Consider the following 17,875-nt stretch of genomic DNA (forward strand, 5'->3'; position numbering starts at 1 on the left):
GATGGGCATCATCAAGGCGTCAATCCCCCTGTTCTTCCTGCTGATCGCCGCCGAGCTCCTGTGGAGCCGGGCGTCGGGCCGGCGCGTGATGCGCCTGAACGACTCCCTCAGTGACCTCAGCTGCGGGATCCTGAGTCAACTCTCGGGCATCTTCACCAAGCTGTTCACGATCGGAATCTTCATCTGGGTCGCCGATCGCTGGGCGGTGCAGCGCTGGCTGCCGGCGATCCCCGAATGGCCAGAACGCGCGCCGATCACGGCCGCCGAGGCATTTCCCTGGTTCGGCGTGGACGCCGCAGCGCTGCTCAGCTGGGCCGCGGTGTTCGTGCTGGTGGACTTCTGCTACTACTGGAGTCATCGCTTCGCCCACGAGATCAACATCCTCTGGGCCGGCCACGTCGTGCACCACTCCAGCGAGGAGTACAACCTGCCGGTGGCGCTGCGGCAGAGCGCGCTGCACGGCCTAATGAACTGGGTGTTCTATATGCCGCTGGCCTTCGCCGGCGTGCCGTGGCGGATGTTCGTCGCCTGCAATGCGCTCAATCTCATCTACCAGTTCTGGATCCACACCCGCGCCGTCGGGCGCCTGTCGCCGCTGGGCGAGTACGTCCTGAACACGCCCTCGCACCACCGCGTGCACCACGGCGTGAACCCGAAGTACCAAGACAAGAACTACGCTGGCGTCTTCATCACCTTCGACCGCTGGTTCGGGACCTTCCAGGTGGAGGAAGAGGAACCAGTCTACGGCATCACGAAGCCGCTGCGCAGTTGGAACCCGCTCTGGGCCAACGTCCACGTCTTCGTGCAGATCGCCAAGGACGCGTGGAGGGCGTCGCGCTGGCGCGACAAGCTGCGGATCGTGTTCGGGCGGCCCGGCTGGCGCCCGCCCGAGCTGGGCGAGATCGAGCGTCCAAGGGAGGTCAGCACAGAGACCTTCGTGAAATACGACCCGCCGGTGCCCGCGCCGCTGGCGTGGTACGCCTTTGCGCAGTTCGTGGTCGGGCTGCTGGGCGCCATCCTGGTATTGCGCCACGCGGAGCTCGTGCCGCTCGGTATCCTGGCGGTCGCGGCGTTCTTCGTGGCGGTGACGCTGACCGGTGTCGGCGGCGTGTTCGAGCGGGCACGATGGGCGGGGACCCTGGAGACGGCGCGGCTGCTGACGATGCTGGCCGCGTCGGTCGCGGTGCTCGTGCTGGGCATCGGGCCACTCTGGCCGGCGTACTTGGGAGTGGTGTTTGCCGTTGCCTCGCTGGCCGTGTTGCGGCGGTACCGCGGGGAGATGACCAGGCTGGAGTTGGCGCCGTTGATGTGAGGCAGGGTGTTTTACGGACCTTTCCCGTCCAGCAGTTCACGGAAACTGGCGAATGCCATCGGGAAGTGATGTGCTTCGAGGATCGCCTTGGCTTGGTCAGCTTCCTCAATGCTCAAGACACCACACCTGACTATCTGGAGGATAATCCCCGGGGTAGTCACGATCCGGCTCGTGCCGATCTTCTGGATGGCGACCCGCCGGAAATGCCGGCGCTGATCGGAGCCGAGCAGCCATTCCGCGTCGTTTGCGGCAAGCGCCAGGCACTCGGCTTCACCCTTCCCCATCTCGTCCTTGAGCTCTGCATAGGTGGCGAAGGCATCCGGCTGCTCGACCCGCACGAGCCGCAAGCTGCCATCCGCAATGGCGCCTTCGATGGCCACACAGTGGCTGCGATCGCGAATCGTATGGAGCACCGCTTCCGGAAGTACGAACTTCAGCTCGGTCACGAGCGGGGATGCCGCGTAAAGCCCCGTGCGCACGAGGTTCGTGAGGACGTCCGTGTAGAGGACGACGGTGCGGGGCACGCGACTCACACGCCGTGCGGAGCGTCGTCTTCCACCCCAGCGGTAGCGATTACGCGGTCTATGTCCTGTTCCCTGACACCTGCCATCCCCAGCAACTCGACGAGCTTTGGGCGGGTGATTTTCTCGCGGCGATACACCTCAAGCGCGAGGCCGACGAAGCGTGGGTTCGGCGGGGGCGGGGCATTGGCGGGTTGCTCTCCCTGATCCTCCAGCTTGAGCAGGATGCGTAGGTCCTCGATGCGGCGTTCCTCGTCCTCCTGCCGCAGGCGCTGCATCTCCGGTTCGGAGATCAGGCGCAGGTGCTTCAGCCGGAAGATCATCGCGAGCGGGCTCACGCCGAAGCGCTCGGCGAGCTGCATCACGTCGTAGAGCTGGATGTCTTGCGAGCCGGGTTCGGAGCGACTCTCCGCGACCAGCGCGTCCGATGCATCGGAGCCGTCGAAGATCGCCGCCGAGAGGCGGGAGGGCTGGCCCTTGCCGAGCTCGGCGACCGATTCGCGCACGCCTTCTTCCGGTAACAAGAACGCACCCGCGAAGGCGTTCGCGCGCATCTCGCGCAGGTTGTCGCGTTCGGAGTGTCGGCTGACCTGTCCGGGCGTGTCGTGGTCGAGCAGGATGTGCGCGTACTCGTGGGCGAAGGAGAATCGCTGGCGGTTGGCGTGATGTGCTCGGTTGACGGCGACGAGCGGGAGGATGGCATTTCCGATCAGCGTGAAGCCCGAAATGTCATCGTCGAGTTCGACCAGCGCCGTGGGCACGCCCTGCGATTCGATCAACTGCGCGATGTCGGGCACCGGTACGCGACCTAGGCCGAGCCGTTGGCGCTCTTCCTCCGCGATGCGGTCGCCTTGGCTGATTGCGTCCCAGCGGGTGCCCGGTTGCCCTAAGTCGTAGTTTGCCACGCCGCGCCGCGTCCGTTCGATTCCTGCCAGCCGCTCGAGGTTCCGGCGTTCTCGGGCGATTGCCAGGCAATCGCGAACCTGCGGCGGCACGCCGCTGCCCAAGGGTGCGGTCGCGCGGAAGAGTACGCTGAGGGCTTCGTCCTCGTCGAAGGTGGGCTGGAGGAAATCGCGCAGGTCGCGGCCGACGAGGCGGGCGATGCGTTCGAGTTCGAGGCTGGAGACCTTGCGGTTGCCGGCTTCGATCTGGACAATGGCGGAGCGGGGGATGCCGAGCTCCTCCGCGAGGTCCGCCTGGGTGAGGTTGGCGGATTCGCGGGCGGTGCGGATGCGGGAGGCGAGCAGGGATTCTGGGGAGGGCATATATCGTTGCAGCATATGATAATAAAATCAGACTCTTGTTGTCAATATACGGATTGATAGTTGACTTTTGTCGCATCGTGCAGCTATTTGGTGTGTGATTTCTTTCGCGAGCACCTCCAGGATGTTGCGCAGGTCACAGTCGATGGTTGCATTCACGTTGGGTTTTCCGACAGGACTCAAATGAACAGTGGCGTAGGGTTGTCCACTTTCGACGAAGACTTCAGGCTGCTCACAGGGAATCAGCCCTTCCCTTGGCAGCGCGCACTGTATACGCGCTTTGTCTCCGGTGACTTTCCGAAAGCTTGCGACCTGCCGACCGGTCTCGGGAAGACGAGCGTCATCGCACTGTGGCTGCTGGCGCTTGTAAAAACCCCCAAGCTGCCCCGCCGCCTCGTCTACGTTGTCAACCGGCGCACAGTGGTTGACCAGGCCACCGCCGAGGCCGAACGAATCCGGGAACAGCTCGTCGCGGCGGGTGCACAGCACCTGCGTGACGCACTTAGCGCACTGGCTGCCGTGAATACGGAGTATCCGCTCGCGATCAGCACGTTGCGTGGTGAATTCGCTGACAATGCGGAGTGGCGGCGCGATCCATCACGCCCCGCCGTCATTGTTGGCACCGTCGATATGGTGGGCAGTCGCCTGTTGTTTAGTGGTTACGGCTGTGGTTTCCGCAGCAAGCCATTGCACGCGGGTTTCCTCGGGCAAGATGCGCTGCTTGTGCACGACGAAGCGCATCTCGAACCCGCTTTCCAGTCGCTTCTCACTGCCATCGCCAACGAGCAACAGCGCGGCCGAGACCCCCGTCCGATCAAGGTGCTCGCGCTCTCGGCTACGAGTCGCACGGAGTCGGACTTCACGCTCGACGAGGCGGATCTCCGCAACGCAGTGGTGAATCAACGGATCCACGCAAAGAAAGGTCTGCAACTCCATTCTATCGACGATCGAAAGGATCTGCCGGATACTGTCGCCGCAAAGGCTGGGTCGCTCGAAGGAAAGGTCATAGTCTTTCTCTCGTCAGTGGAGCATGTCGAAAAGTGCGCGCGAGCCCTGCGAAAGGCGAAGAGAAACGTCGCCACGTTGACTGGCACTATGCGCGGCGCGGAGCGGGACGAACTCGTGAAGCATCCGGTGTTCGCACGTTTCCTTCCGCGACTTGATGCAAGCGTGCAGTTACAGGAAGGCACCGTGTTCCTCGTCGCGACGTCGGCGGGCGAGGTGGGCATCGACCTGTCGGCTGACCATCTCGTCACCGACCTCCCGCCGTTCGATGCACTCGCGCAGCGGCTGGGTCGTGTCAACCGCTACGGAGAAGGTGACGCCGAGGTGCACGTGTTCTGCGAGCCGTTGGAGGCGCCTCCGGAGGTGAAGGCCGACGGTGAAGGGGACGACGAAGACGAAGAGAAGCTCGGCAATCGTAAGGATGACTACGGGCGTGCACGGTACTTCACGAGGGCGCTCTTGGAAGAATTGCCTGTGCGCGGTGATGGGCACTATGACTCATCTCCCGCTGCGCTGCGCGCGCTCTCTCGTGACAAGCGTCTCAATGCCGCAACGCCCCAGCCCGACATCCACCACGTCGACGCACTGCTGTTCGACCGTTGGTCGTACACCACCATTTCTGGCCCGCTACCGGGCCGTCCTCCAGTCGCGGAGTACCTTCGCGGTAAAGCCGAATGGGAAGCGCCTCGTACCACTGTCGCGTGGCGCCGCGAGGTAGCGTGGCTCGGGGCTGAGCACCTCAATGGCGACTCACTCGACGACTTCCTCGCCGACTACCCGTTGCGGAGTCGCGAGACGTTGAGTGACGCCACCAGACGCGTGGTGAGTCATCTCGAGAAGTTGGCCGTGCGAGACAAGGACGATTCGCGTCTCGCTTGGCTCGTCCGCTATGACCGACCGGCCGAGATCGTGAAGCTCGGCGAGCTCGTTGATCGCTACGACTCAAAGAAGAACCCGACGCTCGACAACGCGACGGTCGTACTGGCGCCGGAGGTCGGTGGCCTCGACGGGGGATTGCTCGATGGCGCTGCGGAGTTCGACCAGGCCACCAACTACGATCTCGGCTCCAAGACTGACGAGCGCATCGTCCGTGAGCGGGAGGCCGCCAGCGACCCGCCAGAGGGTATGCGCCTGGTGCGCGCGGTCAAGCGCACGACCGACGATGATGACGACGTGGAGTGGTGGCATCTCTACACGGCATCACGGCGTGCTGACGATGAAGGCTCACGTACCAGCTCGAAGGAGTTGCTGCTCGACACCCACCTGCAGCGCACTGGGAAGTGGGCTGCGCGCATCGCCCAACGCCTTGGCCTGCCAGAAATGCAGTGTATGGCGCTGGCGCAGGCGGGACGCGCGCACGACCTCGGAAAAGGCCGCCGCGTGTGGCAACGTTCCATCCAACGCTTCAAAGAGCCGCCGCTCGCTAAGGGTCGTATGCAACCGTTGTTGCTCGCTCACTTTCGTCACGAACTGGGTTCGTTGCACGATGCTGATTTCAGCAGCCTGAGCGAAGACGCCACGGACCTCGCTATGCATATCGTCGCCACGCACCACGGTCGTGCGCGGCCACACTTCCCCGTTATCGAAAGCTACGATCCGGAGGTCAGCGACACGGATACGGCTGGACTAGTGCGCGAGGTGCCGTTGCGATTTGACCGGCTGCAACGCCACTACGGTCGCTGGGGGCTGGCGTGGCTCGAATCGATTCTGCGGGCCGCTGATGTGCTGGGTTCGGAAGACGACGAGGTGGCCGAATGATCCGCATCAAGGTCGACCTCACTAACCCAGGCCAGTTCTTCGGTTGTTGTGGTGTATTTGAGCTGGCGCAGCGGCTTTGGCCGGGAGCGACGGCGCACTTTGATGATACGCACTTCGTGGTGTCTCACGGTGACTTGAAGGATCTTGTTGAGGAAACGGCCAAGGCGTCGATCGAAGCGTTGGAGCCCGCCAATCAGACCTCGTCAGCATTACGACTGGCTGAGCCATTCGACCTGCGACTCGATTGGTGGAAAGTCGAACGCGGCCTGAAGACTTGGGCCGGGCGTATGTCGGTCGACCGCATCGCGATGAGCCTTCAGCGAGATCTCCCGAACACGCTGGGCAACGGTTTTTTCGATGATGGTCACGTCGTCTTGGGTGCCGACGGCAAGAAGGTTGAACCGTACTATTTCGACGGAAGACGAGGAGCGACCGCGCTGCCGCTCGACGTCGGATTCTCGTCGGACGCGCTCTCGATGGAAACGGTGGCCTTCAGCGCCACGGAGTTCTTCACATTGGTCGGACTCCAACGTTTCCGTCCTGTTGATGTGAAACTGCGCGTCTACCAGTATCGTGCATGGCGCGCGTCGTTCCCCGTCACGCTTGCGGCGCTGGCGGCGGCGAACGCACTGCCCGACGGTGGGTCGTTGTTCCAGTTCGAGAGCGCATTCCGCACTGATCAGCGTAAGCACAAGGCATTCTCACCCGCGATTCCCGTACATGGAGACGGATATGAGTGAAACGAAGATTGAGACGTGGCTCGAAGACTCTGCTGACGCGCCTGCGGCCATCGTGCTGCGCGAGTACCTGACGCCGGTAGAGGGCAAGGACGGCGTCTTCTTTCCGCCGACGTTCGCGGCAGCCGAGAACTCCAAGGAGTTTCCCGGCGGGTACAATATCAACGAACTGGCCAACGGCGAGAATGTCTGCCTCGTCGATACGGTCGGCTCGCAAGCCAACCGTATCGAGCCGATGTTCGCGACTGGCGACTACGCGGCGCTTGTGCCGCAACTCGTCGTCGAGGCTGGAGAGAAGCAGGTCAGCATCCTCGATGCAGGTCACCGTGCAGGGGACGCGATCGTGCGCTGCACCGAGCTGCAAGACGCGCTGCAGAAGGCGTTCCAATCGCTGAAGAGAGGCGACGCCGTGCCGTTGGCGAAGCTCGCCCCCACTTCGCTCGTCTTCGGTGTGTGGGATTCGCGCGATACGCAGGCAAAGGCCCCTCGCTTGCTCGCCGCCACTATCCGTGCCTTCAACGTCGGGAAGCTGACTCGCTCGGCGCAGTACAACCCTGCCGTCGAGTACGTCGAAGAAGGGTTGCTCGACGAGACGGAGAACAAGGAAGCGCTCAAGGCCTACTCGGAGCGTGGCTTCCGTCACGTGCCGGCGTCAAACACGCACGGGGGTGTCATCGCGAGGGGCGACATCCGACGCGAAGTAACACTTCAGATTGCGGCGCTGCGGCTCCTCCGCGGTACGACTGACGATGAGACGAAGAAGCTGCGCGCCTACCTGCTGGGGTTGGCGCTGGTTGCCTTCACGAAGCCAGCGGTGGGGTTCTTGCGCCAGGGCTGCAACTTGGTGCTGGACGGAGACAGGGTGCCGGAATCAACGGTGGTTTTCGCCGACGGTCGACGCGAGAGCTCGGGGCTTACACACCATGCGGCACTGGCATTTGCAAAGAAAGCGGCTGCAGCTTTCGGTGTGGGCGAAAGCAAGATGGTCAAGTTCGATACGAAGCTCGCGAAAGACGAGACGACCGGCGAAGGCAAGAGGGGAAAGAAGGGTAAGAAGATCGAGAAGGCGAAGGCCGGATGAGTCGTCACCTCGTGCTGTCTTTCCGTTTCCTCTCGCCGTGGTTCCACGGGCGGGGAGATGAAGGCGCACCCGAGTGGCCACCTTCCCCGCTGCGCGCGTTTCAGGCAGTGGTAGCGGCTGCGGCGCGCGCTGGCACCTTAGAGTCGACCCGCGGTGCGCTGGCTTGGTTGGAGCAGCGTACGGCGCCGCTCATTCTTGCTCCCGAAGCCGTTGAGAGTGCTGTGGGCTATCGGCTCTCGGTGCCGCACAACGCGATGGACATCGTGGGCAAGCAGTGGAACAGGGGCGACGAAGGCAACGCGGCCGAGCACCGGGCAATGAAGAACGTGCGACCGCACAGCCTGCCGGACGAAGCCGTCGTGCATTTTACGTGGCAGCTTGGGGACGACGTGACCGCCGTACCTGCCCTGATTGCTGCCATTCGCGGCGTTGTGGCGCTCGGATGGGGCGTCGACCTTGTCGCGGGCGATGGAGCCGTCGTCGATGATACGCGGCTTGTCGCGATGTCTGCGTCGTTGAAGGTCTGGGAGCCACGCCGCGACGGACGCCACAATCTGCGCGTACCGGTGAAAGGAACCCTCGACGATCTCGAGAAGCGGCATATGGCGTTTCTGTCTCGTACCAGCCTTACGGACTCGACGCTGCGTCCGCCGCCAGCGCTGTCCGTATTCGCCATCACGCGTTACGCGCGGAGTGACCACAGGTCGTTGGCAGACGTCGCGGTCTTCTCGTTGATGCGTCCCGAGTCGGATACCTTCCGTGCCTTCGACACTGTTCGTCGGGGTAAGGTCGTGGCTGGACTGCTGCGCCACGCGGTGCGGAGGGCTGCCGAGCGCGCCGGCTGGGATGAAGCACGCGTGCATAAATCCGTGCTGGGCCACGGAGATGGCGATGAGGCTCGCCTAGTGCTTGTGCCTGTCCCGAGTATTGAACCGCGAGGCGCCAACGCTGAGACGCTGGGAGCCGTGAGGCGCGTGATGGTGTTTTCCACCGACACGGACAGCTCAGACACAATGTGGTCCGAGCGAGCACTGGGTGGTATGGATCTCATCGACGAGGAAACCGGTGAGGTACTGGCCGTACTCGCGGCGACGTCGCCAAATGATCGCGTGCTAAGGCGTTACGTGGCTGAAGCCACGACTTGGACTACCGTGACCCCCGTCGTGCTGCCCGGACACGACGACCCAGGAGGGCTGCGAGACAAGTTGCGCAAGACAAGGGACAGCGAAGAGCAGCGCGCGTTGCTCGAACGCCTCAGGAAGCGGCGTGAGGCGTTGGTGCGCAAGGCTCTCCTTCACGCCGGTCTTGGAGATGAACTGGCCTTCTCGGCGAGCATCGAGACAAGAGAAACGGGTTTTCTCGCGGGTGTTGAGAAGGCTTCGCGTTACGCCGTACCGAGCCATCTCACGGCATCGCCACGGCTCCACGTCAAGCTGACTTGGCCTGTGAAGGTGGCGGGTCCGCTCTGTATCGGGCGAGGCCGGTTCTCGGGATTGGGTTTGTTCGCGACGGTGGCTACGTGACTCCTCTCACCCCCACCCCTCCACCCCCAACCCCGGCACCCGCCGGAACTCCCTCACGTTCCCCGTCGCCACCACCAGCCCGTGCGCCAACGCCGTTGCCGCGATGACGAGATCCCGCTCACCGATCGGCGTACCGACGTGCGCCAGCGCGAGTCGTGCGTGCGCGTGATGTTCGGCAGCCTGCTCGTCGAATGGCAGGATTTCGCAGGCGGCAAGGAATGTCGCGAGTCGTGCGCGTGCGACCGCTGGGGTATGCCCCCTGATCTCGCCATACCGGAGTTCGGCCAGTGTCATCGAGGCCAGCGTGACGGTGTCTGGTCCGAGGTCTGCGAAGCGACGCACCGTCGGAAGGTGACCGCGCAGGATATGCACGCAGACGCTCGTGTCGAGGAGATACCTCATTCGTCCTCGAAGTTCACATCCGTCCCGCCAGGTGGGAGGGGAGGCGGCACTTCAAAGTCGGCAAACAGGTGTGCATCGGTGAGTAGCCCTTCAATGAAGCCCTCGGGCCACTTGCGCCGCTGGACCGGCTCAAGAATCACGGCGTTCCCTTCTCGGCGAATCTCCACCTCGTCCCCCTCGAATCGGAATTCCTTGGGTAACCGCACGGCCTGCGACCGTCCGTTCCAGAAGAGCTTGGCTCGAGCGAGTTTGCTTCGCTGCTCGGAGTCGACCATCAAAAACCTCGAATTATAGTACGTGATATATACCAGTATATACCGTATCACTGGAATGCGCTAGATGGCAGAATCTCCCGCAACCCTGTCACCCGACCTCGTCCCCGCCCGGATGGTCAACGAGTTCGTCTATTGCCCGCGACTCGCATACCTCGAATGGGTGCAGGGCGAGTGGGACGACAACCTTGACACCATCCAAGGCCGGTTCGTGCATCGGCGCGTGGATGACGAGCCCGCCACCGATGTCCCGGCACCGGAGGAAGCGGATCCGGAATGTCCGCAGGCGGCGCGCTCGGTGATGCTCTCGTCGCCCGAGCTTGGCGCAATCGCCAGAATGGATCTGATGGAAGTCGCGGGCAAGCGCGCGACGCCCGTGGACTACAAGCGCGGTGTGGCGCCGGACCTACCGCAGGGCGCCTATGATCCCGAGCGCGTCCAGCTCTGCCTGCAAGGCTTAATCCTGCGGGACAACGGTTACGAATGCGACAGTGGCGTGCTCTACTTCGCCGCGTCTAAGACGCGCGTCGAGATTCCGTTCGACGACGAGCTGGTCCGCCTGACGCGCGAGTCCGTGGAAGGGCTGCGGAAACTCGGCGAAGGCGGACGGATGCCTCCGCCGCTCGTGGACAGCGCGAAGTGCGTGCGCTGTTCCTTGGCGGGCATCTGCCTGCCCGACGAGGTGAATCGGCTGGCGCACCCCGAACTCCCGGCCGAGACGCGGCGCTTGGTCCCGGCACGCGATGACCGGATCCCGCTCTACGTGCAGGCGCAGGGCGGCACCATCGGCAAGCGCGACGAGCGGTTGAACATCTATGTGAAGGGCCAGCCCACGGAGGAAGTGCGGCTGATGGAACTCTCGCACGTGGCGGTGTTTGGCAATGTGCAGGTGACGACCCAGGCCTTACGCGCTCTCTGCGACCAGGACACGGCCATTGCCTATCTGAGCTATGGCGGTTGGTTCTATGGAATGACCACGGGGCTCGGGCATAAGAACGTGGAGCTACGGATCGCGCAACACAGGACCGTCGAGTCAGGTGAGAACTTGGCGATTGCGCGGGCCTTCGTGTCGGGAAAGATCCTGAACCAGCGTACGCTGCTGCGGCGCAACCTGCCCGAGCGTGACGTCAAGCTCGTCGGCCGCCTCGCCGTCTATGCTCGGCAGGCGCGGCATATCCCGGAAGTCGCAAGCCTGCTGGGCGTCGAAGGGATGGCTGCGAAACTCTATTTCGAAGGGTTCTCCCGGTTATTCCGTGGGGCAGGGGCGTGGGCGGGCTCCGTGTTCGCGGCCGCAGGGCGAAACCGCCGTCCACCGCGCGACGAGGTGAATGCCGTGCTGTCGTTCCTCTACGCGATGCTGACGAAGGACTGTACGCTTGCGGTGCACTTGGTGGGGTTCGATGGGTACCGCGGATTCTATCACGCGCCGAAGTACGGTCGGCCGGCGCTTGCCCTCGATCTGTGCGAGGAGTTTCGCTCGTTGGTTGCGGATTCGACCTGCATCACGCTCTTCAATCAAGGTGAGGTGACGGCGAAAGATTTCGTGAAGCGGGCGCGGGGAGTTGCCCTGACCCCCGCTGGTCGCCGCGCCGTGATTGCTGGGTACGAGCGCCGGATGAACCAGTTGGTTACGCATCCCGTCTTCGGTTACACGATCAGCTATCGGCGGGTGGTCGAAGTTCAGGCGCGCTTGCTGAGGGCGACGGTGCTCGGTGAGGTTCCCGCGTACCGTCCTTTCACCACCCGGTGATCCGATGCGGCACATCTATTTGGTGGCATACGATGTCAGCGAGGACAAGCGCCTGCGTCGCACCTATCGGAAGATGCGCGGTTTCGGCGATGCCCTGCAGTACTCCGTGTTCCAGTGCAACCTGTCGGATGTGGAGCGGATGAAGATGGTCGAGGCTTTGAGCGGAATCATCAAGCACGACGAGGACCGCGTGATGATCGTGGATGTCGGGCCCGTGGACGGCCGCGCCCGTATGGCGTTCGATTATCTCGGGGTACAGCCGGAGGGGGAAGCGGAGCGCGATGCGGTCATTGTCTGAGGCTACGCGAGCGGTGAAGTGGCGTGATGCCGCGCATACCTGCTCGCGTGCGCTAAGTGACGCTCCGGTAGGCACTTGTAATGTGACGTTGCGATCTGTATGCTTTTTGACAATTGAAAGACCGACCCGCTCGCGGTGTGGGTTGGAAAGTGTTGCCCGCCAAGGGGTTGGGACCCGGGCGGTTTCCGTGCTCTGATGAGCACGGCTCCATTGAAGCCCGTCCTGTGGAACATCGGCGCCACCCGTGGCGTGCTGTGTTTCCGTGCTCTGATGAGCACGGCTCCATTGAAGCAAGGACATCCCGGTCATCGGCGGCGCGCTCGCCGGCGTTTCCGTGCTCTGATGAGCACGGCTCCATTGAAGCTCCTCCGTCCTGATGCCCGGGCTTTCGGAGGCATCTATCGTTTCCGTGCTCTGATGAGCACGGCTCCATTGAAGCCGCGTCACCGTGACGTCGCCCAGCGTCAGCGTCACCGTGGTTTCCGTGCTCTGATGAGCACGGCTCCATTGAAGCCGCCGACCCTTCGTCGCTGTCGTCATGCCGCCACCGTTTCCGTGCTCTGATGAGCACGGCTCCATTGAAGCTGGCGCGAGTGCTGAGGACAAGGCGCGACGTGCAGAGTTTCCGTGCTCTGATGAGCACGGCTCCATTGAAGCCGTGACGGATCACGGCTACGGCAAGGCCCAAGGCTCGGTTTCCGTGCTCTGATGAGCACGGCTCCATTGAAGCGCCGACAAGCTGTTGCGCGAGGTGGACCGCCGCATCGTCGTTTCCGTGCTCTGATGAGCACGGCTCCATTGAAGCAGGCGTTCGCGCGTGAGGATTTTACTGGTTCTGCGCGAGTTTCCGTGCTCTGATGAGCACGGCTCCATTGAAGCAGCTGAGTTCTGGCGAGATTATCCGGGCGCTGATGGCGTTTCCGTGCTCTGATGAGCACGGCTCCATTGAAGCGGACGCTGGGACGCCGGACGATGGCGCGCAGCCGGAGAGTTTCCGTGCTCTGATGAGCACGGCTCCATTGAAGCCTGACGCCATCCTTGCTGCGGTGCATCACGACACCGGCGTTTCCGTGCTCTGATGAGCACGGCTCCATTGAAGCATCGTGCCCCCCGCCCGAAGCGGCGCCGCCTAGGCTCGGTTTCCGTGCTCTGATGAGCACGGCTCCATTGAAGCAACAATATGCGGCGCTTCCGCGTGGCAGAGATCTCGGGTTTCCGTGCTCTGATGAGCACGGCTCCATTGAAGCGTACCCCTCGACATCAAGCCCGCTTCCGACTCTTTGGTTTCCGTGCTCTGATGAGCACGGCTCCATTGAAGCCTGCCCGTCCCCCCGGGGGTCCTCGAGGATGAACGGGTGGTTTCCGTGCTCTGATGAGCACGGCTCCATTGAAGCACCAACATCCACAGCGCCCACCACGGGATGTCGATGAGGGTTTCCGTGCTCTGATGAGCACGGCTCCATTGAAGCCAGGTTGTGCCGGAAGCATTCGCCTGCCTCCCCATTGTTTCCGTGCTCTGATGAGCACGGCTCCATTGAAGCCCTTCGGGGCAGCGGGCAGCCGCGAGCGTACGCTTGGTTTCCGTGCTCTGATGAGCACGGCTCCATTGAAGCGACGCCTGCCGCACCTACGTCCGCGCCGCGCTGGCAGAGTTTCCGTGCTCTGATGAGCACGGCTCCATTGAAGCTGTCTCGCTATGTGTCGCTGACTCAGACGTGCTCGGTTTCCGTGCTCTGATGAGCACGGCTCCATTGAAGCGGCGCACTGCGGACACGTCGGCAGCGGCGAGGAGCTGTTTCCGTGCTCTGATGAGCACGGCTCCATTGAAGCACGTACTTCACCTGGCGCGGCGCGCCGGCCGGGTTGCCGTTTCCGTGCTCTGATGAGCACGGCTCCATTGAAGCAGGCCGCAGGCCGTGCGCAGCCCGCGCGACCACGTGAGCGTTTCCGTGCTCTGATGAGCACGGCTCCATTGAAGCTCGACGCGGTAGCCTGCAGCCGACCACGCCACGCCCGTTTCCGTGCTCTGATGAGCACGGCTCCATTGAAGCCGCCTGAGTGTCCACCCCATCGGCGTGCGCCTAGACCTGTTTCCGTGCTCTGATGAGCACGGCTCCATTGAAGCACCTCCATACCGTCGATGCCTTCGATGATGGCACCGGGTTTCCGTGCTCTGATGAGCACGGCTCCATTGAAGCCCGATCCCCCGTCAGGCGGTGGACGCAACGCTCTACGTTTCCGTGCTCTGATGAGCACGGCTCCATTGAAGCCTTGCGTGTCCTCCTGCCGCGTGAGCGGCTTGTCGTTGTTTCCGTGCTCTGATGAGCACGGCTCCATTGAAGCCCTCAGGAAGATTTCGTCGATGCTGCTTCGGTACGCGAGTTTCCGTGCTCTGATGAGCACGGCTCCATTGAAGCCTGGACCTGAACCTGATGGAGGCGTGGTTCGAGGACCGTTTCCGTGCTCTGATGAGCACGGCTCCATTGAAGCCCTGCCGGACATCGCGGACTGGCGGGCGGGGAAGGCGTTTCCGTGCTCTGATGAGCACGGCTCCATTGAAGCTATGCAGGCGGGGTAAGCAGCCCAAACTTCTACGCGGTTTCCGTGCTCTGATGAGCACGGCTCCATTGAAGCTTGGCCCGCTGCAACAGGTCGTCGCGGACCAGCTCCTGTTTCCGTGCTCTGATGAGCACGGCTCCATTGAAGCCGACGCGCCCCCGCCACCTGCGAACGAATCGACTACAATGTTTCCGTGCTCTGATGAGCACGGCTCCATTGAAGCGTGAGCGCCGTGGTCACGTTGTCCGCCAGCGTCGCGGTTTCCGTGCTCTGATGAGCACGGCTCCATTGAAGCGCTGTTCACGCGCGACGACGACCTCGACCTGCTGCAGGGTTTCCGTGCTCTGATGAGCACGGCTCCATTGAAGCACGTGGTCCATCACCATGCTGTCGCTGCGCCGCACCAGTTTCCGTGCTCTGATGAGCACGGCTCCATTGAAGCACGTCGGTATCCGACCCGCTGTTGGTGTACCGCAGGCGTGTTTCCGTGCTCTGATGAGCACGGCTCCATTGAAGCCGCGCGGGCGCTTTCTTCGATGCTGCCGACTTCCGAGTTTCCGTGCTCTGATGAGCACGGCTCCATTGAAGCGCAGGACTGCTACAAACCCCCCCCCCTAAATGGCGAGGGTTTCCGTGCTCTGATGAGCACGGCTCCATTGAAGCAAAGGGGCTGAAACCGGCTTCGGCGCGGTAAGCCAGGTTTCCGTGCTCTGATGAGCACGGCTCCATTGAAGCCCGAGCATCGCCTTTGCGTAGGCGACCTGACGCGGCGTTTCCGTGCTCTGATGAGCACGGCTCCATTGAAGCCACGTTCGCCCGCACGATGGCAGCCGCGAGCGGCGGGTTTCCGTGCTCTGATGAGCACGGCTCCATTGAAGCCTTCTGGATGGCGGTGCTGGTCATCGTTACGCGGCCTCGTTTCCGTGCTCTGATGAGCACGGCTCCATTGAAGCGCTGCTCGACGCGCAACTCCAGCGGCTCCAGCCTCGTTTCCGTGCTCTGATGAGCACGGCTCCATTGAAGCAACGAAGCAACGTTGATCGTTCAGCGTCTCATCTTGTTTCCGTGCTCTGATGAGCACGGCTCCATTGAAGCCGTAAAACACAACGAGAAATGTCGCAACGTGGTCAGGTTTCCGTGCTCTGATGAGCACGGCTCCATTGAAGCCCACGGCCATCGCGGTGCTTCCGTCGGCGACGACGTTGTTTCCGTGCTCTGATGAGCACGGCTCCATTGAAGCGTCGCGGGAATCAAAAGCGAAGTTCGGGATGTGACGTTTCCGTGCTCTGATGAGCACGGCTCCATTGAAGCGCGGTGCGCTTGACGCTACCCATCACGCGCCCGACATCGTTTCCGTGCTCTGATGAGCACGGCTCCATTGAAGCCGCGCCGCTCGCGGGGAGGGGGGGACGTGACGCGACGTTTCCGTGCTCTGATGAGCACGGCTCCATTGAAGCGCACCTCGACCACCTCGAACCCCTCGCCGTAGGTGATGTTTCCGTGCTCTGATGAGCACGGCTCCATTGAAGCGATGAGGAGGACCGCACGATTTACGTGAGCGATGTCGTTTCCGTGCTCTGATGAGCACGGCTCCATTGAAGCCCGATGCCTAGGCTTCCGCTGTCGGCCCGTGAGGCGGTTTCCGTGCTCTGATGAGCACGGCTCCATTGAAGCGCCGCGAAAACACACCTCGGTCGTGCCGGGGGTCGCGTTTCCGTGCTCTGATGAGCACGGCTCCATTGAAGCTTGCGCGTCCGCACCACAGGTCTAGGCCCACCGCCCGTTTCCGTGCTCTGATGAGCACGGCTCCATTGAAGCGTGCACATCTTCCGCCCCCTGCGCCGCGAGCCGCGACCGTTTCCGTGCTCTGATGAGCACGGCTCCATTGAAGCCGCGCCTATGCGAAGTCCGTGGAAGCGGAAAACCCGGTTTCCGTGCTCTGATGAGCACGGCTCCATTGAAGCCACGAGAAGAAGGCCGGGGATATGGCGCCCAACCCTCGTTTCCGTGCTCTGATGAGCACGGCTCCATTGAAGCTCGCCCTTATAGACGAGGCGCGACTCGATCTTCGCCGTTTCCGTGCTCTGATGAGCACGGCTCCATTGAAGCCTTGTCGGGTTGGTTATATTGCTCGATAATCGCCACGTTTCCGTGCTCTGATGAGCACGGCTCCATTGAAGCATTGAACCCGTGCGCACGTGCCACGCGATGCCCACGGTTTCCGTGCTCTGATGAGCACGGCTCCATTGAAGCGACCATCGTGAGGTCCGCCGTCGCCACGAAGTTGAGGGTTTCCGTGCTCTGATGAGCACGGCTCCATTGAAGCGGTCGGCTGCCGTACACGATCGTCCCGGAACGGGAGTTTCCGTGCTCTGATGAGCACGGCTCCATTGAAGCGGCGTTGAATAGCGCGCGCGGAACGCATCGGCATATCCAGTTTCCGTGCTCTGATGAGCACGGCTCCATTGAAGCCCAAGGCGTCGAGTCGCCAGTTGTCACCGCCGGTGTAGTTTCCGTGCTCTGATGAGCACGGCTCCATTGAAGCCGCCGCAGCGGAGCGTCCGGCGCTGGAGGCCTCGTCGACGGTCGAGGAGGCCAGCGTGCGCCTGGAGGAGGCGTTCCCCGGCGCGATGCGCGTCCTCGGGGACGAGGGGGAGAACCGCCAGAACCTGACGGCGCTGCTGGCGGGGATGCGGCGCGCGGCGGACCGGCTGGAGCGCGGGGTGGCGCGGATGGGGCGGGAGCTGGAGAAGCGCGGCATCGCCAACCCCGACGCCTATGCGGACGAGCGCGACCTGCTGGGGGACGCCTCCTTCGATTTCGGGGCCAACGTCGCCGTGGACGACCTGGCGTTCCAGGCGGCGTTCCGCGGGAGCCCGCACACGTTCGACCGACTGAGCACGGCGAATGTCGGTACGGGTGCCGGCAGAATGCGCGGGTGGGGCATCTACCTGTCGCTGTCAGCGGACAGAACGGCACAGGCAACAGAGATTCTGGGCACCGTGGTTTCGGTGAAAGCGAAGCGACCGCCGGCCTTCTGGAGAAGTGGGAGGCCAATGGCGCGTGGCCTCAGGTGACGGGGCAGGCCATCTACAAGGCCGTGGGGCACGGTGACGAGGCAGTGCTCACATCTGGCGAGAGGCGGGGATTCCGGGCCTGATCTATGCAGACCGGGACGGCACGCGCAACCTCAGTGATGTTCGACGCGGACCTGGTGACGATTTCGCACGTCAACGGCGAGCCCGTGACGGCGCAGGAGCGGACCGACTCCTCGAACGGGCGCAGGGGGGGGGCGGGCAGGACGCCAGCGCCGCGCGGCTGCTGCAGCGCATCGAGGCGACCCCGAAATCCCGACCTACGCCGGGCGGATTACGGTGGGCGAGCGCCGGTTCTAC

The 17,875-nt window shown here is 63.1% G+C and carries 12 protein-coding genes and 1 CRISPR repeat array; of the genes, 8 read left to right on the top strand and 4 right to left on the bottom strand.

The window, feature by feature from the left end; genetic code table 11:
* The first annotated feature begins 1 nt into the window (after position 1).
* Complete coding sequence (locus KF689_02295; GenBank protein MBX3132203.1) at positions 2 to 1,312, top strand: sterol desaturase family protein; 1,311 nt, start codon at positions 2 to 4, stop codon at positions 1,310 to 1,312.
* Positions 1,313 to 1,323: 11 nt separating this feature from the next.
* On the opposite strand, the gene KF689_02300 is transcribed toward KF689_02295, so the two are convergent.
* Both KF689_02300 and KF689_02305 read right to left on the bottom strand, forming a co-directional pair.
* Positions 1,324 to 1,836: a hypothetical protein gene (locus KF689_02300; GenBank protein ID MBX3132204.1), complete on the bottom strand. Its 513-nt coding sequence runs from the start codon at positions 1,834 to 1,836 to the stop codon at positions 1,324 to 1,326.
* Between the two features lie 5 nt (positions 1,837 to 1,841).
* Positions 1,842 to 3,113: an ImmA/IrrE family metallo-endopeptidase gene (locus KF689_02305; GenBank protein ID MBX3132205.1), complete on the bottom strand. Its 1,272-nt coding sequence runs from the start codon at positions 3,111 to 3,113 to the stop codon at positions 1,842 to 1,844.
* Positions 3,114 to 3,158: 45 nt separating this feature from the next.
* Here KF689_02305 and cas3u point away from each other — a divergent pair, with 45 nt between their 5' ends.
* From cas3u to cas5u6u, 4 genes are read left to right on the top strand one after another with little or no spacing between them, the layout of a single operon-like run.
* Entirely contained in the window at positions 3,159 to 5,858 is a 2,700-nt protein-coding gene (gene cas3u, locus KF689_02310; protein MBX3132206.1) for a type I-U CRISPR-associated helicase/endonuclease Cas3, read from the top strand.
* Positions 5,855 to 6,598: a hypothetical protein gene (locus tag KF689_02315; protein ID MBX3132207.1), complete on the top strand. Its 744-nt coding sequence runs from the start codon at positions 5,855 to 5,857 to the stop codon at positions 6,596 to 6,598. The genes cas3u and KF689_02315 overlap by 4 nt, the downstream gene beginning before the upstream one ends.
* A complete protein-coding gene (gene cas7u, locus KF689_02320) occupies positions 6,591 to 7,676 on the top strand; it encodes a type I-U CRISPR-associated protein Cas7 (GenBank protein MBX3132208.1) in 1,086 nt (361 codons plus the stop codon). The genes KF689_02315 and cas7u overlap by 8 nt, the downstream gene beginning before the upstream one ends.
* Positions 7,673 to 9,199 carry a type I-U CRISPR-associated protein Cas5/Cas6 gene (cas5u6u, locus tag KF689_02325; protein MBX3132209.1) on the top strand — a complete coding sequence of 509 codons (1,527 nt, stop codon included), beginning with the start codon at positions 7,673 to 7,675 and terminating at the stop codon, positions 9,197 to 9,199. Before cas7u ends, cas5u6u begins: the two co-directional genes overlap by 4 nt.
* 6 nt (positions 9,200 to 9,205) lie before the next feature.
* On the opposite strand, the gene KF689_02330 is transcribed toward cas5u6u, so the two are convergent.
* Together KF689_02330 and KF689_02335 are read right to left on the bottom strand one after the other, a co-directional pair.
* Positions 9,206 to 9,601 (bottom strand): type II toxin-antitoxin system VapC family toxin, encoded by a 396-nt coding sequence (locus KF689_02330; GenBank protein MBX3132210.1) that lies wholly within the window; start codon positions 9,599 to 9,601, stop codon positions 9,206 to 9,208.
* Positions 9,598 to 9,876, bottom strand: coding sequence for an AbrB/MazE/SpoVT family DNA-binding domain-containing protein (locus tag KF689_02335; GenBank protein ID MBX3132211.1), 279 nt, complete (start codon positions 9,874 to 9,876; stop codon positions 9,598 to 9,600). Before KF689_02335 ends, KF689_02330 begins: the two co-directional genes overlap by 4 nt.
* 64 nt (positions 9,877 to 9,940) lie before the next feature.
* On the opposite strand from KF689_02335, the gene cas1 reads away from it, so the two are divergent.
* The 3 genes from cas1 (at position 9,941) to KF689_02350 (ending at position 17,557) form a co-directional block, all read left to right on the top strand.
* Complete coding sequence (cas1, locus tag KF689_02340) at positions 9,941 to 11,623, top strand: CRISPR-associated endonuclease Cas1 (GenBank protein ID MBX3132212.1); 1,683 nt, start codon at positions 9,941 to 9,943, stop codon at positions 11,621 to 11,623.
* A gap of 4 nt (positions 11,624 to 11,627) precedes the next feature.
* Positions 11,628 to 11,921 (top strand): CRISPR-associated endonuclease Cas2, encoded by a 294-nt coding sequence (cas2, locus tag KF689_02345; GenBank protein ID MBX3132213.1) that lies wholly within the window; start codon positions 11,628 to 11,630, stop codon positions 11,919 to 11,921.
* Between the two features lie 181 nt (positions 11,922 to 12,102).
* Positions 12,103 to 17,025: direct repeats of the CRISPR family, unit length 36 nt; unit sequence GTTTCCGTGCTCTGATGAGCACGGCTCCATTGAAGC.
* A gap of 55 nt (positions 17,026 to 17,080) precedes the next feature.
* Complete coding sequence (locus KF689_02350) at positions 17,081 to 17,557, top strand: hypothetical protein (GenBank protein MBX3132214.1); 477 nt, start codon at positions 17,081 to 17,083, stop codon at positions 17,555 to 17,557.
* Positions 17,558 to 17,875 lie beyond the last annotated feature (318 nt).

The sequence above is a fragment of the Gemmatimonadaceae bacterium genome (assembly GCA_019637355.1).
GTDB lineage: Bacteria > Gemmatimonadota > Gemmatimonadetes > Gemmatimonadales > Gemmatimonadaceae > Pseudogemmatithrix.